Annotated in this window: 10 protein-coding genes; 5 read left to right on the top strand and 5 right to left on the bottom strand. The window is 58.1% G+C overall.

All coding sequences use genetic code 11. The annotated features are described in order from the left end of the window. The first annotated feature begins 8 nt into the window (after nt 1–8). Genes GOV80_RS07570 through GOV80_RS07580 form a run of 3 tightly spaced genes read left to right on the top strand, consistent with a single transcriptional unit; the run spans nt 9 to nt 3,763 of the window. A complete protein-coding gene (locus tag GOV80_RS07570) occupies nt 9–926 on the top strand; it encodes a dihydrodipicolinate synthase family protein (RefSeq protein WP_170783638.1) in 918 nt (305 codons plus the stop codon). A 3-nt stretch (nt 927–929) separates the two neighbouring features. Next, nucleotides 930–2,426 carry an aldehyde dehydrogenase gene (locus GOV80_RS07575; RefSeq protein ID WP_170783640.1) on the top strand — a complete coding sequence of 499 codons (1,497 nt, stop codon included), beginning with the start codon at nt 930–932 and terminating at the stop codon, nt 2,424–2,426. Then, nucleotides 2,423–3,763 (top strand): NAD(P)/FAD-dependent oxidoreductase, encoded by a 1,341-nt coding sequence (locus tag GOV80_RS07580; protein ID WP_170775593.1) that lies wholly within the window; start codon nt 2,423–2,425, stop codon nt 3,761–3,763. Before GOV80_RS07575 ends, GOV80_RS07580 begins: the two co-directional genes overlap by 4 nt. A 102-nt stretch (nt 3,764–3,865) precedes the next feature. On the opposite strand, the gene GOV80_RS07585 is transcribed toward GOV80_RS07580, so the two are convergent. The 3 genes from GOV80_RS07585 to GOV80_RS07595 form a co-directional block, all read right to left on the bottom strand. Then, on the bottom strand, nt 3,866–5,419 hold the full coding sequence (locus GOV80_RS07585; RefSeq protein ID WP_170783642.1) for a trimethylamine methyltransferase family protein: 1,554 nt from the start codon (nt 5,417–5,419) through the stop codon (nt 3,866–3,868). Nucleotides 5,420–5,587: 168 nt separating this feature from the next. Next, entirely contained in the window at nt 5,588–6,538 is a 951-nt protein-coding gene (locus tag GOV80_RS07590; protein ID WP_170783644.1) for a GlxA family transcriptional regulator, read from the bottom strand. A 237-nt stretch (nt 6,539–6,775) separates the two neighbouring features. Beyond that, nucleotides 6,776–7,648 carry a LysR substrate-binding domain-containing protein gene (locus GOV80_RS07595; protein WP_331252389.1) on the bottom strand — a complete coding sequence of 291 codons (873 nt, stop codon included), beginning with the start codon at nt 7,646–7,648 and terminating at the stop codon, nt 6,776–6,778. Between the two features lie 133 nt (nt 7,649–7,781). Here GOV80_RS07595 and GOV80_RS07600 point away from each other — a divergent pair, with 133 nt between their 5' ends. Continuing rightward, nucleotides 7,782–9,302: a trimethylamine methyltransferase family protein gene (locus GOV80_RS07600; RefSeq protein WP_170783649.1), complete on the top strand. Its 1,521-nt coding sequence runs from the start codon at nt 7,782–7,784 to the stop codon at nt 9,300–9,302. A 111-nt stretch (nt 9,303–9,413) separates the two neighbouring features. Then, entirely contained in the window at nt 9,414–11,882 is a 2,469-nt protein-coding gene (locus tag GOV80_RS07605) for a GcvT family protein (RefSeq protein WP_170783651.1), read from the top strand. Nucleotides 11,883–11,982: 100 nt separating this feature from the next. Here the strand turns inward: GOV80_RS07605 and GOV80_RS07610 are convergent, their stop codons facing one another. Together GOV80_RS07610 and GOV80_RS07615 are read right to left on the bottom strand one after the other, a co-directional pair. Continuing rightward, the gene (locus GOV80_RS07610; protein WP_170783653.1) at nt 11,983–12,594 is read right to left on the bottom strand and encodes a response regulator transcription factor; all 612 of its coding nucleotides are present in this window, start codon (nt 12,592–12,594) and stop codon (nt 11,983–11,985) included. Next, nucleotides 12,591–14,981 carry a sensor histidine kinase gene (locus GOV80_RS07615; protein WP_170783655.1) on the bottom strand — a complete coding sequence of 797 codons (2,391 nt, stop codon included), beginning with the start codon at nt 14,979–14,981 and terminating at the stop codon, nt 12,591–12,593. The genes GOV80_RS07610 and GOV80_RS07615 overlap by 4 nt, the downstream gene beginning before the upstream one ends. Nucleotides 14,982–15,277 lie beyond the last annotated feature (296 nt).

A 15,277-nucleotide genomic window follows, 5' to 3' on the forward strand; every position in this document is an offset into this window, starting at 1 on the left:
GGATGTAAATGACACCCCTGTTCAAATTTGAAGGGATCTACACGCCCGTCGTGACCCCATATCACGAGGATGGCAGCGTCAACTGGGACGCGCTGTCGGATGTGATCGAATATCTCATCGAAAACGGTGTGCATGGCCTGATCTCGGGCGGGTCCACCGGCGAGAACTATGCGCAGCCGGTGGCCGAGCGCCTGGAGCTGGCGAAGTTCACCCATGAACGATTGAATGGCCGCCTGCCGCTGGTCGTCGGCACCGGTGCGATGATGACGCCGGATTCCATTGCGCTGGCGACAGGCGGGCGTGAGATTGGCGCAGATGCGATCCTGCTGGCCAGCCCGGCCTATTCGGTGCCCACCGACCGGGAAAACGCGCTGAACGCGCTGACCATCGACAAGGCGGCTGATCTGCCGGTGATGCTGTACAATTATCCGCACCGAACCGGCACCATGATGGGCGAAGAGTTTCTGGATCGCGTGGGTCGCAGCCGCAACTTCTGCGGCATCAAGGAAAGCTCGGGCGATATCAACCGGGTACACCTGCTGGCGCGTGACTATCCGCATATCCAGCTGGGCTGCGGCATGGACGATCAGGCGCTGGAATTCTTTGCCTGGGGCGCGCCGTTCTGGGTCTGTGGTGGGTCGAACTTCCTGCCAGCGGAACATGTGGCGCTGTACAATGCCTGCGTGGTCCAGGGGAACTTTGACAAAGGCCGCCGCATCATGTCGGCCATGCTGCCGCTGATGCATGTGCTGGAACAGGGTGGAAAGTTCATCCAGACCATCAAGCACGGCGTCACCATGAACGGTATCGACGCGGGCATCATGCGCCCGCCGCTGAAGGGTCTGAACAAGGATGACAAACGCGCGCTGGAACAGGTCACGCGCGTGTTGAAACGCAAAATCGCTGACATCGTGGCGGAGGGATAAGGCATGAGCTTGCTGACACAGGACGAATATAAATCCATCGCCGCGGGTCTGGACCTGCCCACCGGTGCCTTTATCGACGGCAGCTTCCGTCCGGCGATCTCGGGCAAGACCTTCACCAGCACCAACCCGGCGACCGGCGCGACTCTGGCCGAGATCGCCGCATGTGGTGCGGAAGATGTGGATTTTGCCGTCGAAAAGGCGCGCGAAGCCTTTGACGATGGCCGCTGGTCGAAACTGCACCCGTCCGAACGCAAGGACATACTGATCCGACTCTGCAAGCTGATGACCCGCAATGCGCGGGAGCTTGCGGTGATGGAAAGCATCGATAGCGGTAAGACCATCTATGATTGCGAAACGGTGGATGTGCCCGAGACGATTCATTGTCTGAAGTGGCATGCTGAGGCGATCGACAAGATTTATGATCAGGTGTCACCCGCGTCTGACGATCACATCGCAATGGTCGTGCGCGAACCCATCGGTGTAGTCGGCCTTGTGCTGCCGTGGAACTTCCCTCTGCTGATGTTGGCGTGGAAGATCGGTCCGGCGCTGGCGGCGGGTTGTTCGCTGGTGATCAAACCAGCGGCGGAAACCACGCTGACGGCGTTGCGTGTGGCCGAACTGGCGATGGAGGCCGGTGTTCCAGCCGGTGTTCTCAACATTGTTCCCGGCGGCGGGGCCGATGTGGGCGAACCCATTGGCCGCCACATGGATGTCGACGTGGTGTCCTTCACCGGCTCGACCGTGACCGGTAAGCGGTTCCTGACCTATTCGGCGGAAAGCAACGCCAAAGAGGTGGTGCTTGAAATGGGCGGCAAGAACCCCGCCATCGTGATAGATGATGCAGAAAACCTGGACCGCGTGGCCCAGCATCTGGTCAATGGGGCGTTCTGGAACATGGGCGAGAACTGCTCGGCCTCGTCCCGTCTGATCGTGCACAAGGACGTCAAGGCCGAGCTGCTGGAGCGCATCGCGCATCATGCCAAACAGTGGAATATCGGTGACCCGTTGGACCCGGAAACCCGCATGGGCGCGCTGGTGTCCGAGGGGCACTACACAAAGGTTTGCGGCTATCTGGATCAGGCTGAAAACGTGCTGATCGGCGGCACCGCCAAGGACGGTTTTGTCGAGGCTACCGTTGTCGAAGTTGCAGACAACAATGCCGTTCTGGCCCGCGAAGAAATCTTTGGCCCGGTTCTGTCGGTGATCGAAGTCTCGGGCTTTGACGAGGCAATCGCGGTCGCAAATGACACCGAATACGGCCTGTGTGCGTCGATCTTCACCGCCAATGCCAAACGCGCCATTCGCGGTGCCCGCGCCCTGCGGGCTGGGACTGTCACAGTCAACAGCTTTGGCGAAGGCGACATCTCGACCCCGTTTGGCGGGTACAAACAGTCGGGCTTTGGCGGCCGCGACAACTCGGTCCATGCCCATGATCAATATACCCAGCTGAAAACCATCTGGATTGATCTTGCCGATGACGCCGATGAGGCTGTGAATTGACGCGGTACACCGCTAAAACCCTGCCGGTCCAACGCGGACCGGCTGCTTGGAACACGATTCTGGGTCCGCAAGCTCAGCCGACGGAGCTGGACGAGGACCAGACTGCTGATTTTGTCGTTGTTGGGGCGGGCTTTGCGGGGCTGACAGCCGCACGCCGTATCAGACAGTTGCAACCCGAGGCCAAAGTTGTGGTCATTGAGGCCGGTCGGATCGCCGAAGGCGCAGCAGGCAGAAACTCGGGTTTCATGATCGACCTGCCGCATGATCTGGCCTCGGACGACTATGCAGGCAGCGGTGACGATCGCAAGATGATTGATCTGAACCGACAAGCGATCCGTTTTGCCCGCATGGCCGTTAAGGAATATCAAATCGACCCGAACTATTTTGACCCGGCGGGCAAGGTCAATGGGGCGGTCAGCGACACGGCTGAGGCGCACAACAAAAGCTATGCGCAGCACCTGACATCGTTGGGCGAAGAAAGCCAGACGTTGGATGCTCGGCAAATGTATGAACTGACCGGCTCGCACCACTATACGTCAGGGCTTTACACGTCAGGTACGGTGATGTTGCAGCCCGCCGGTTATATCCGCGGGTTGGCGGACGGTCTGGTCGGGCAAGGCGTGCGTCTTTTTGAAAACAGCCCTGTCACCGGCTTTGCCCGCGAAGGCAAAGACTGGCGCGTGCAGGCAGAGAAAGGCAGCGTCACGGCACCCATGGTGATCCTGACCGTCAACGGCCACCTTGAAAGCTTTGGGATCGAGCGCGACCGTTTGATGCATCTGTTTCTGTTTGCGTCGATGACCCCGGAATTGGGCAGCGATGCGTTGGAGAAACTGGGCGGCCAACCCCGCTGGGGAGTGACCCCGTCCGATCCCATGGGCACCACCATGCGCCGGATTGACACCGGACAAGGCGGCAACCGCATCATCACCCGAACCTGCGCCGCCTTACGACCCGGCATGACCGCTACTGCTCGCGACCTGACGCGCGCCTCAAAGGTCATGCAGCGCAAATTCGACGCGCGCTTCCCCCAGCTTGCTGGCATGAAGATGCAGTACCAATGGGCAGGTCACCTGTGCCTGAGCCTGAACGGCGTTTCAGTCACCCGCGAAATCGACACCGGGGTCTATTCCGGCTGCGTTCAAAACGGGCTGGGCACTGCGCGCGGAACCCTCACAGGTATCGCGGCGGCAGAACTCGCCTGCGGTCACAGTTCAGCCATCTCACAGCACTTCTCGGCAGAAGCTCAACCAAAACGACTGCCACCGCAACCCTTCAGAGAAATCGGCGGCAACGCCGTGCTTCGGTGGAAGGAATGGCGCGCGCGTGTAGAATAGTCAGGGCGCCGGGCGGATCCGCTCGGTTGCCCGCAACATTGTTTTCCCACCTCGAAAAAAAGCCCGCCTATTGAGGCGGGCCAGTACGGGGAGAGACTTTTCTCAGTAAGTCTGGTTCAGTTCATCAGCTGCAGGGATCTCACGTTCACGGCGCGCGATGTAATCCAATAGCTCTTCGTTCTTGGCTTCGTCCAATTTGGGTTCTTGGTACTCGGCCAACAGTTTTTTGGCGTGTTTCAACGCGCGTTCGGTAATCTCGACACTGCCTTCTGCTTGCCATTGCTCGATCGAGTTGTTGTCGAACAGTTCCGGCATGAAGAACGCCTCCTGGAAATTGTCTTGCGTGTGCGGATGGCCCAAGTAGTGACCACCGGGCCCAACATCTGGAACCGCGGCAAGCGCCTGATCGAAGTCGTGCCATTTGGGGCCTTCTGCCATGCGATAGGCCATGGCGCATTGTTCCGCATCGACGATGAACTTGGCGACCGAGCAATGCATTCCCGCCTCGTTCCAACCGGCGGAGTGCCAGATATAGTTCGCACCGGCATGGATCACCGCACTGAGCGTTGTTGCGGATTCGTAGCCTGCCTGCGCGTCAAAGGTCTTGGCACCGCCCAAAGTGTTCGAGGTGCGCCACGGAACATCATAGAACCGCGCCATCTGACCGATCATGAAGTTCATCAGGCTGATCTCGGGTGTGCCCGCCATCGGCGCGCCGGATTTCATCGACACAGTCGACAGATAGTGACCCCAGATCGCCGGGGCCCCCTTGCGGATCACCTGTGTATAGGCCAGCGCCGACAAGGCCTCAGCCGTCAGCTGCGCCACGGTGGCGGGAACGGATGCCGGCGTGTTTGCGCCACCCAGCACAAAGGGCGAGCACAAAACGGGTTGATTGCGTCGGCTGAAAGCGCGCATCGCGCCCAGCATGGTTTCATCCCATACCAGCGGGCTGTTGCCATTGCAGTTCCCCGTGGTGACGGGATTGTTGTCGATGAACTCATCGCCGAACAGGATCGCGCACATATCCATCACGTCTTCGGCGTTTTTGGGCGAAGTGGTCATACCCATGAACATTTTGTCGGAATATTTCATGGACGAATATGTGATGCGCAAGTGACGCTGGCTGATCGGGTGATCGTAGGGCTCGACAATATGGTGGGCCGAGCTGTGCAGCGCCGGCATCATCTGGCTGAACTTGTGGAACATCGCTAGATCTTCCAGCAACGGGTTTCGCCGCACATCCTCCAGATCTCGCAGGAAGGGCGCGCCGGTCATCGGCACGAAGACCGAGTGCTTGCCGCCCAGCTTCACATTCTTTTTCGGATCGCGCGCGTGATATGTAAACTGCGCCGGGATGGTTGCGATCAACTCGCGCACCATGTTGCGATCCAGATAGACCAGTTCGCCAACGACCTTTGCACCAGCCTTCTTCCAGTCGTCCAGCGCGATCGGGTCGCGGAACTGGACACCGACATTCTCCAGAATGTCCATGGCCGCATTGTCGATCAACTCTACCTGGGCGCCGTCCATGACTTCACAAACCGGCAAGTTGCGGGTCAAGCCGGGAAGCATGTCGAACACCGGAGCGGTACGAATGGCCCGCCGGGCAGAACGACCGCCAGAGCGGGAACGGGTGCGAGTTTCTGTGGTCATCGGGATTCTCCAGGATTTTCACAGAATATGGCAGTTGCCGAACGCGGCTGCGTCAAAATGAGCGAAGCATATTTGATAGATGCGACATGATGGTGCCGCGTGCGACACGACAAGGGCACGGGACACGAATCAACCTTCGAAGCCCCGGGTCGGCCCTGGCGTTTGAAGCTAGTCTATCTTGTTGCGCTGCGCATGAGGCGAAACGCCAAAATGGGCACGATAGACTTTCGAAAAATGACCGGGGCTTTCATATCCGCAGGCCAACGCAATATCGGTGATCGAATCCTCGGTCTGCAACAACAGCGTCCGTGCGCGGTCCATGCGCATTTCGACATAGTATTTTTTTGGAGTCGAATTCAGGTATTTTCCGAACAACCTTTCAAGTTGGCGGGTCGAAATGCCGAGCTGCGTTGCAATAACCGAAGGCGAGACCGGTTCGTCGATGTGATCGCGCATGACACGGATCGCGCCGACCAGATGTTTGTTGCGCATCCCATTTCTGGATTGCAAAGAAACGCGCTGTTCAGCGGTGGCGTTGCGAACGGCGACATAGACCATCTGGTCTGCGACATCCAAGGCAAGGTCTTCACCGTGATCCGCTTCGATCAAATGCAGCATCAGGTCCGCGGTCGCCGTACCCCCAGAGGCAGTGATGTATTTTTCGTCCGCGACAAAGACACTGCGCACCAGATTCACATCTGGAAACTCTTCCATAAAGCTGTCGTGATATTCCCAATGAATGGCCGCTTTCATACCGTCCAGAAAACCGGCCTCTGCCAATATCCATGCGCCCGAGCACAGCGCACCAATCTCTGTTCCTTTTGCGCGTTCACGCCGTAGCGCCGCCAACAAGGGGCGGCTGACATGATTGCGCATGTTGATGCCAGACAACACCAGCAACCTATGACATTTCGGGACGACAGAAAAATCCCCGTCCACCAGCGTTTCAGACCCGTTCGACGACGTAACCGATACCCCATCTTCCGAGCGCAAGGACCATTCGTATAGTTCTTTACCACTGATCAGGTTTGCAATTCGCAAAGGCTCGACTGCACAGGAAAACGCCAGATGCGAAAACTCATCCGTCAGAAAGAACACAAACTTTTGGGGTGGGGACATTAACGCCTCAATCGCCGCCTGGTCGCGCACCAAAACCGTTAAGGGTGCGCTTCTGCGCTATATCACAGTATTTTCTGCGTCAAGCGCACAAAGTGTTCAGGACAAAACGTGGACGGCCGAGGGCTCCGTTTACTGGTCACACTATTCCGCGTCGGCTCTTCGGGATAGCAGCCCGCTTCTTTCAGCAGGTACTGGAAAATATTTGATGTAAGGCCAGACGGTCCCTTTTGTGCAGGTCTATCCGGCTTCTGCTTGCGCGGTGGCAAGAAGCCATTCCTTGACCCTCTGCGCATCATCAGACAAGGGTCTTCTCTTCGACCAGATAAGGTAAAACCCCTTCCCCGTTGTCCATTGCCATTCCGGTCTGGCCGCCAACAGACCTTGCTCAATCAGCCGGTCTGTCAGGTGTTTCCAACCGAAGGCAAAGCCCTCACCGGCCATAGCAGCCTGAAGGACCAGAGCATAGTCATTGAGACGCAGACCCGTTTGCGGCACCGCTGTATTGACCGAAAAATTCGCGAACCAATCTCGCCAACTTGGACGTTGACGAATGGGCTCTTCCAAGTGGATCAAGCGCTGGGTCAGCAGATTGGGCAAGCTACGCAGATCAACAGCCGCCGCCATGACGCGCGGTGATGCAACCGGATAGATCACCTCGGGCGCGATCAGGGCGCTTTCGCATTCCAGCCAGTTCCCGTCCCCCTGCCGCACTGCAAGACTGATGTTTTCCGCGTCGATGTCGGGGTCCCGGTCGCTGGACTGCAATCTCAGGTCAATTTGCGGGTGTTGCTGCTGCAAGTCAGCAAGGCGCGGCATGATCCAATAGTTATTGAAAGCCGTCGAAGCGCTGAGAGTCACATATCCGGTCTGACCAAGCTGTTGGATGGATGAGACAGAAAGAGCGAGCTGTTCAAAAGCGCGGGTTACATCGGCCAGCAACCTCTCGCCTGCCGTGGTCAGGACAACCTGACGGTGGCTTCGGGTAAAAAGCGCCGTTCCCAACCCCTCCTCAAGACGTCGGATCGCGACACTGACCGCCGGTTGTTGGACGTTAAGCTCTTGCGCAGCCCGCGTGAAGGATTGAAGCCTTGCGGCAGCTTCAAATACCACGAGATGCCGCGGAGATCCGAGAAGTTTCCAGAGTTCTTGCATAAATACTGTTTATGCTACGCATTCTTTTTTTCAAGCATCACAGTGCCATTTCAAGGTCTTAATATGTCGAAAAAGAATGGAGTGATTCACTATGGCTCGGCGTTCGCGTCAATCCCGGTCCCACAGTTCAGAGCCCGGTTCGGTTCCGGCCTCCCCATACATCCAGCGCAAACTGGCGTTTTTCGACCCTCTGACCGAAGAGGCCCTGACGCGGCTTGAGGCACAGGTTGACTGGATTTTTCAGGATGTAGGCATCGCATTTCGCGACGATCCGCAGGCGCTGGATTTGTGGCGACGTGAAGGTGCGCGGGTCGAAGGGGATATTGTGCGGGCCGACGCACAATGGATTCGCAGCTTGTGCGCCAAGGCACCTAAGAGCTTTACCCAAATCGCGCGCAACCCCGAACGATCAGTGGTGATCGGAGAAGGCAATCAGGTCTTTGCACCTGTCTACGGCGCGCCCTTCGTACGCGACCTTGAGGGCGGTCGCCGCTATGGCGACATCGACGCGTTCGAAAAGCTGGTCAAACTGACCTACATGCACCCATATCTGCATCATGGCGGGTTCGTCACCTGCGAGCCCTGCGATGTTCCGGTCAGCAAGCGCCACCTGGACATGATGTTTGCGCATATGACCCTCAGCGACAAACCGCATCTGGGCGCAATCACCGAGATGAGCCGGGCGCAAGACAGTGTCGACATGGCCGAGATTGTCTTTGGCGCGGACTTCATGCGCGAAAACTGCGTCATCATGGGCAACGTGAACACGAATTCTCCGCTGCTGGTCGACCGCGTTGTCACCGAAGCGGCGCGAGTCTATTCGACTCGCGGCCAAGGCATGATCGTGGTTCCGTTCATCTTGTCCGGCGCAATGGGTCCTGTCAGTACTGCCGCCAGCGTCTCACAGGCCATGGCCGAGGCGATGATGGTCTGCGCCTATGTGCAACTGCTGCGCCCCGGCGCGCCCTTTGTCTTGGGCAATTTCCTGTCATCCATGTCGCTGAAATCCGGCGCACCGACCTTTGGCATGCCTGAACCGGTGATGTCGAACTATGCGATCGGACAACTGGCCCGTCGGGCTGGCCTGCCACTGCGCTGCGGCGGCTCGTTGACCGCCTCCAAGATCGAAGACGCGCAAGCCGCCTACGAATCCGCCGATTCCATGCACTCCACCATGCTGGTCGGAGCCAACTTCGTGCTGCACTCAGCCGGTTGGCTCGAGGGTGGCCTGTGCACCGGGTTCGAAAAACTGATCATGGATGCCGACCGTCTCGGCTCTTACCAGAAAGTGCTCAGCCAGGGCCTGGATACTAGTGACGAGGCCTTTGCACGCGACGCCTATGGCGAGGTCAAGGCCGGAGGACACTTCCTAGGCTGCGCCCACACCATGCGAAACTACCAGACCGCGTTCTATGAGCCCAGATTGAGCGACAGCGAAAATGTCGAAAGCTGGGAAGAAGGCGGCTCCAAGGACATGCGCCGCCGCGCCTATGAACGCTGGAACCAAATGTTGAACGACTACCAGCCGCCTGAGATGGACGAGGCCAAGAAAGAAGAACTGGCCGCCTATGTTGCCAAGCGCAAAGAAGAAATCCCAGACGCCTGGTACTAGCACCGGGATCTCTTCATCTGGCCAAAAAAATCCTCGGTGGGAATCGCGCGCCAGCGCGGCGGGGGCAGACAGCCCCCTTCCCCAGCTAAACGAAAGACACAGGACCCTCTCATGCCCGAGATTCAAAAAGATGAAACCACATCCGGCAAACAACTGCCCTCCCATGCCAAAGTCGTCATTATCGGCGGCGGCGTTGTAGGCTGTTCGATCCTGTTCCACTTGGCCAAGTTCGGCTGGAAGGACGTTGTCCTGCTGGAACGCGATGAACTGACCTCAGGCTCCAGCTGGCACGCGGCGGGTCAGATCCACACGATCAGCTCGGACCCCAACATATCGCGCCTGCAAAGCTATACCATCGATCTGTACAAAGAGATCGAGGAAACCTCGGGCCACTCGGTCGGCATGCACATCACCGGCGGTTTCTACGCGGCCTCGACCAAGGAATGGTACGATTATCTCAAGCGCGAGCGTTCGAAAGCGCGTTACATGGGCCTGCATCAGGAATTCATCAGCCCGCAGGAACTGGCCGAGCGTCACCCGCTGATCGATCCCAAACACTACCACGCCGCGCTCTGGGATGAGCAGGACGGCGACGTGGACCCCTCAGGCGCGACCTACGCCTTTGCGAAATCCGCCCGTCACCACGGCGCGCAATACTTCACCCATTGCGGTGTGACGTCGATGACCCAACGCCCTGATGGTAGCTGGGATCTGACCACCCCCAAAGGCGTCATTAATGCCGAGCAGGTCGTGAACTGCGGTGGCCTATGGGCGCGTGAGGTGGGCCATATGTCGGGCATCCACCTGCCGGTGCAGCCGATGGAGCACCACTATCTGATCACCGATGCGATCCCGATGATCAGGGACCGCATGGAGATCCTGGGTGAAGCCGGTCGTCTGCCTGCGGGTATCGACTATGAGGCCAACATTTACTTCCGTCAGGAACGCCACGGCATGCTTCTGGGCACCTACGAGCCGAAATCGACCCCGTGGAAGGTCGATGGCACGCCTTGGGATTTCGGCCACGAGCTGCTGCAACCCGATCTGGACCGCATCGCCGACCGTCTGGAAATGTCGTTCGAGCGTATCCCCGCCATCGGTGAATCCGGCATCAAGGACACCATCAACGGCCCATTCACCTTTGGCCCAGATGGCAACCCGATGATCGGCCCGGTTCCGGGCATGAAGAACTACTGGGTCGCTGTGGGCGTCATGGCAGGTTTCTGTCAGGGCGGCGGCGTTGGCCTGACCATGGCCGAATGGATGATCGACGGCGAGCCCTCGATCGACGTCTGGGCGATGGACGTGGCCCGCTTTGGCGAGTTCGCAACACCGGACTGGGGCACCATCAAGTCCTCGGAAAACTACGAGCGTCGCTTCGTGATGACTTTCCCGAACGAAACGCTGCCAAAGGGCCGGATGCAGAAAACCACCGCGCTCTATGATCGTCTGATCGAAAAGGGGGCGGTGATGGGTCAGGGCTTTGGCCTGGAAAACGCGCTGTGGTTTGCTGACAACGCCGAAGACGCGCATGAAACCCCGACTTTCGAGCGGAACCGCAGCCACGACTATGTGGCGCGCGAAGTAAAAGCCGTGCAAGAGGCCGTGGGCGGCATTGAGATCGCCAACTTTGCCAAGCACGAGTTCAAGGGCGCGGGGGCGCGAGACTACCTAAACCGCACTCTTGCAGGCTATGTCCCGAAACCGGGCCGTCTGGCGCTGACTCCGATGCTGACCGAAAAAGGCCGTCTGTACGGTGACCTGACCGTGGCATGTCTGGGCGATGACCATTTCATGCTGTTCGGATCGGGCGCAATGCAGGATGCGCACCGCCGCTGGTTCGAAACGGACCTGCCTGCGGACGTGAGCTATGCCAATGTCTCGGATGACTGGCACGGGATCGCGCTGTCAGGCCCCAAATCGCGCGAACTGCTGGCCCGTATAACCCGCGACGACGTAAACGCCGATGCGCTGAAGTTCCGCGATCTGCGCCAGACCTTCGTAGGCGGCGTGCCGGTGATCCTGAACCGTATCTCGTTCGCGGGCGAGCTGGGCTTTGAGATCTACTGCAAGCCGATGTACCTGCTGCGTCTGGCCGAGGCGATCGAAGAGGCCGGGGCCGATCTGGGCTATCGCTGGTACGGCGCACGCGCGTTGATGTCGCTGCGCCTTGAAAAAGGCTGGGGCGTCTGGACCACCGATTTCCGCCCTGATTTCAATGCGGTCGAATCCGGCATGGATGTCTTCATCAACTGGAAGAAGGACTTTGTAGGCAGGGAAGCGACCGAGAAGTTCAAGGCAGACGGCGTGGCACGAAAGCTGGTCACCATGACCATCGACGTGGACGGTATCGACGTCTCAAACGACGAAGCGATCCTGAAAGACGGCGAAGCGGTCGGCTATGTCTCGTCCGGCGGTTACGGCCACCGTGTCGGCAAGTCGATGGCCATGGGCTATGTCGCCTCGGGCAGTGCGGCACCGGGAACCAAGCTGCAGGTGGAAATCCTGGGCGAGTTCTACGACGCCGAAGTTCTGGGGGGACCTGCATACGATGCCAACGGTGCAAATATGCGCGCGTAGCCGAGGCATTTGTATCGCGAAAGCCGAAGTCGAACCGTCAATCTGTCGAGATGAACCTGCGCCCGGCCGCCAGTAGGCTGGGCGCTTTCTTGTTCGACCTCTAGGGCGATCTACCAAACAACTCATAGAGTTCGATTGTGGTTTTCACCCCAACTTTCAGTTGAATGCGCCCCCTATGAATTTCGACCGTGCGCGGGCTGATATTCAATTCTGCTGCGATTTCTTTGCTGGTGGTGCGGCCGGGGTTGCGCAGAATATACTGCAATACCTCGTCTTCCCGATCCGTAAGGCGCCCTCGCTTTTCCGCAAGATCCAGCCGTCGCGCTTTTTGCTGGCGCAACTTCTCTCCGAACTCCCAAGCCACTGCGATCCGGTCTGTCAGAACGCTCAGGTCAAAGGGTTTTTCCAGAAAGTCGATCGCCCCCGCCTTGGTGGCACGGACAGATTCCGGGATGCCACCATGCCCCGAGATGAAGATGATCGGAAGGGTCGAATCCTGCCGGACAAGGTAATCTTGCAGTTCAAGCCCGTCCATGTCGGGCATCCCGTAGTCCAGGACAAGGCATCCAGCAGCATCTGCGTCGACCTGATCCAAAAAGCTCTGAGCATCCGGGAAATGCGCAACCGTCATGCCGCGCCTGCGCAAAGAACGGGACAAGGCAATACGAACATCATCATCGTCATCAATGATATAGACGGTCAATTCGGTCATGTATCTTCTTTCCCGGAACGGTCGCTGCGCCGCAAGGTGAAACAGAACCGCGCGCCCGACAGAACAGACGGGTCATGCCAGATTTCACCGCCATTCGTCTTGATGATCGTGCGACAGATCGAAAGACCCAATCCCATGCCTTCGGCCTTTTGTGTGTCGAAGGTGTTGAACAGTACCACATCGGGACTAACCCCGGGCCCGTTGTCTTCGACCCGGACTTCGACAACATCTTCTGCGGCATGTGCAGTGATCACGATAGATCCGACCCCGGCTGAGTCTCGAGCCAAGGCGTCGATCGCATTGCGCAGCAAATTCACGAGAACCTGAGCGATCTGAGTCCGGTTTCCGATCACCGGCGGCAGGTCTACCCGATCATATCTCAGCGCTAAATCATGGGCTTTGGCTTCGGCCTCCATCAGGGTGATGGTCTGCGCGATTAGGCCCCCCAATTCGAAAGGTGTTTGCCGCCCCCGGTCCTTGCGGACCATATCGCGCAAGGCACGAATGATGTCACCGGCACGACGCGATTGACGGTCAACATCGCTGAGAATTTCGGTCAACTCCGGGTCCGTCTCGCCCAGTTCGTCCAGCGTCATAATGGCCGCATCGACATTGTATGAAATCGCGCTGAGCGGCTGGTTCAGCTCATGCGCCAAGCCCGATGCCATTTCCCCCATCAGGTTCACTCGTGCCACATGGGACAGGTCGCGGCTCAGACGACTGGCCTCAGCCTCGGCTAGCTTGCGGTCACTGACGTCGTCGATAATGGCCACCGCATGATCTGGCGCGCCACTTTCGTCGCGAATTAAAATCGCGTTCACACGCAGCCAGATATTCGACCCATCCTTTCGAACAAAGGGATTTTCAACGATAAACTCAGAATCCTGCAATAGCGTTTCGCGGAGTGTCACAGCGATCTGCTTGCCATCTGCAGGCAGGATATCAGCCAGCGTCATCTTTTCCAGCTCACCCGGCTGATACCCCATGATATCGCAAAGCTGCTCATTCACCCGCAGAAACCGGCCGGTTTCGGGAGAAATCTGTGCCATCCCACGCGACGCCAAATCAAAAGTGCGCCCATAGGCCGCCTCAAAACGCTGCCGCTGCCTCACCTGCTGCGCCAGCGCCGCGCCGGTATCCTCGAGCTCGCGATAGGGGCTGTGCAGGCTTTCTCCGGCCGGGATCTCTCCACTGGACAGGCGGCGCGTCTGACTGGCAAACATGCGCACAGGGGCATAAATCCGGTCCGCCAGCGCCAGACCGATGGCGCCCGTCAGAATCGCAATGGACAGGGCAATCCAGATCCCTTGCACCCGGTTCTTTTTGACTTCGCCAATAAAATTATCCTCGGCGGCATAGAGCCCGATCAGCCAGTTCAAACCGGGCTCCGAGACATCGATCAACATGGCAACATAGTCCTGACCGTCCAACTCGAAATCAGTATGAACAGGTCCGGTGATCTGACTGCTGCCCCTCTGCGCCAAAGCACCAAAGGCCTGGCGGGCCAATTCGTCGTCAATCTGATCCACCATTGGCAGTTCAGGATTGTCAAAATCCGCGTCCTGGTCGATCAGAACAAGAGTTGGGTGGGCAAGGACAGAACCATCCTCGTTCAAAACCAGCGCGGCCCCGCGGCGCTCTGACCAGATATCCAGCAAGAACCCCGACAGGGCGTCAATCTGAATATCCACCCCCAGAATGGCCCGTATGTTTCCCTCGTCATCCAGAACCGGCACCCCATACGTAATCCCCGGCTGACGGGTGGTGAAGAAGATATAAGGCTGGGTCCAGATCGGGGCCTTCGCCTCGGATACCATACTAAACCAAGGCCGGGTGCGCGCCTCATAAGTATCTGTCTGGGATTGCGCCGTTTCCAAAAGGGTAAACCGGTCATTGCGCCACTGAAAACTTGCCGGATGCTCGGTCAGTTCAGCGGTAAAGGGCGGGATCACCTTTGTGCGATACCGGCCTGGCTCCTCGGTCCGCATGACATAGACGAACCGCCCGCTGTGGTCCGCCAGATAGATGCCCGCCAATTGCGGAGCCACCTGAATTTGCTGAAAGAAATGGCTTTCCAGCGCCGAAGTGTCGTTGATATCCAGCACATCGTTTTCCGCCAGCCGCCTGGTGGCATCCAATACTTGCTGTGCCGGATTGAGAAAGTTCCGCACCTGGCCAATGACATTGACGCTGACCTCGTTCAGAGAAATCCGCGATTGCCGTAGCAGGGCTTTTTCCGAGCTGACAAAAGTCGACAATGTCACGGACAGCACCGCTACGAATTGCAGCCCCGCCAGACATAGCGCCAGCGTCGCACGCAGTGATCTGCGCCTGCGGGCCGGCTCTGAGTGATCTTGATGGAAGGGTTGCTGTGCTGTTGTGTCCAATAGTCAATCCAGACGGTCTTTTCACCTAGGCCGTATCGCGGTGGCTGCTCTTTGAATCACCAGCCTATACGTAATCTACCGTATAGACACGCCTTGTCTGGTTTCGCTTAGTTCCTTGCCATCTGAATGGCTGATTCCAAACGAAGTTTCGGGTGGATCAGCCATTCTCACAAGGATCAAAAAAACTGACAACAGGAGTGTCAAAGTGCTCAAAAAATCTTCTATCACAGCCTTCGCAATCGCCGCATTTTTGTCGCCTGCGGCTTATGCTGAGGAGTTTATCACGATTGGCACGG

Source organism: Ruegeria lacuscaerulensis (assembly GCF_013034685.1).
GTDB classification, from domain to species: Bacteria; Pseudomonadota; Alphaproteobacteria; order Rhodobacterales; family Rhodobacteraceae; genus Ruegeria; species Ruegeria lacuscaerulensis_B.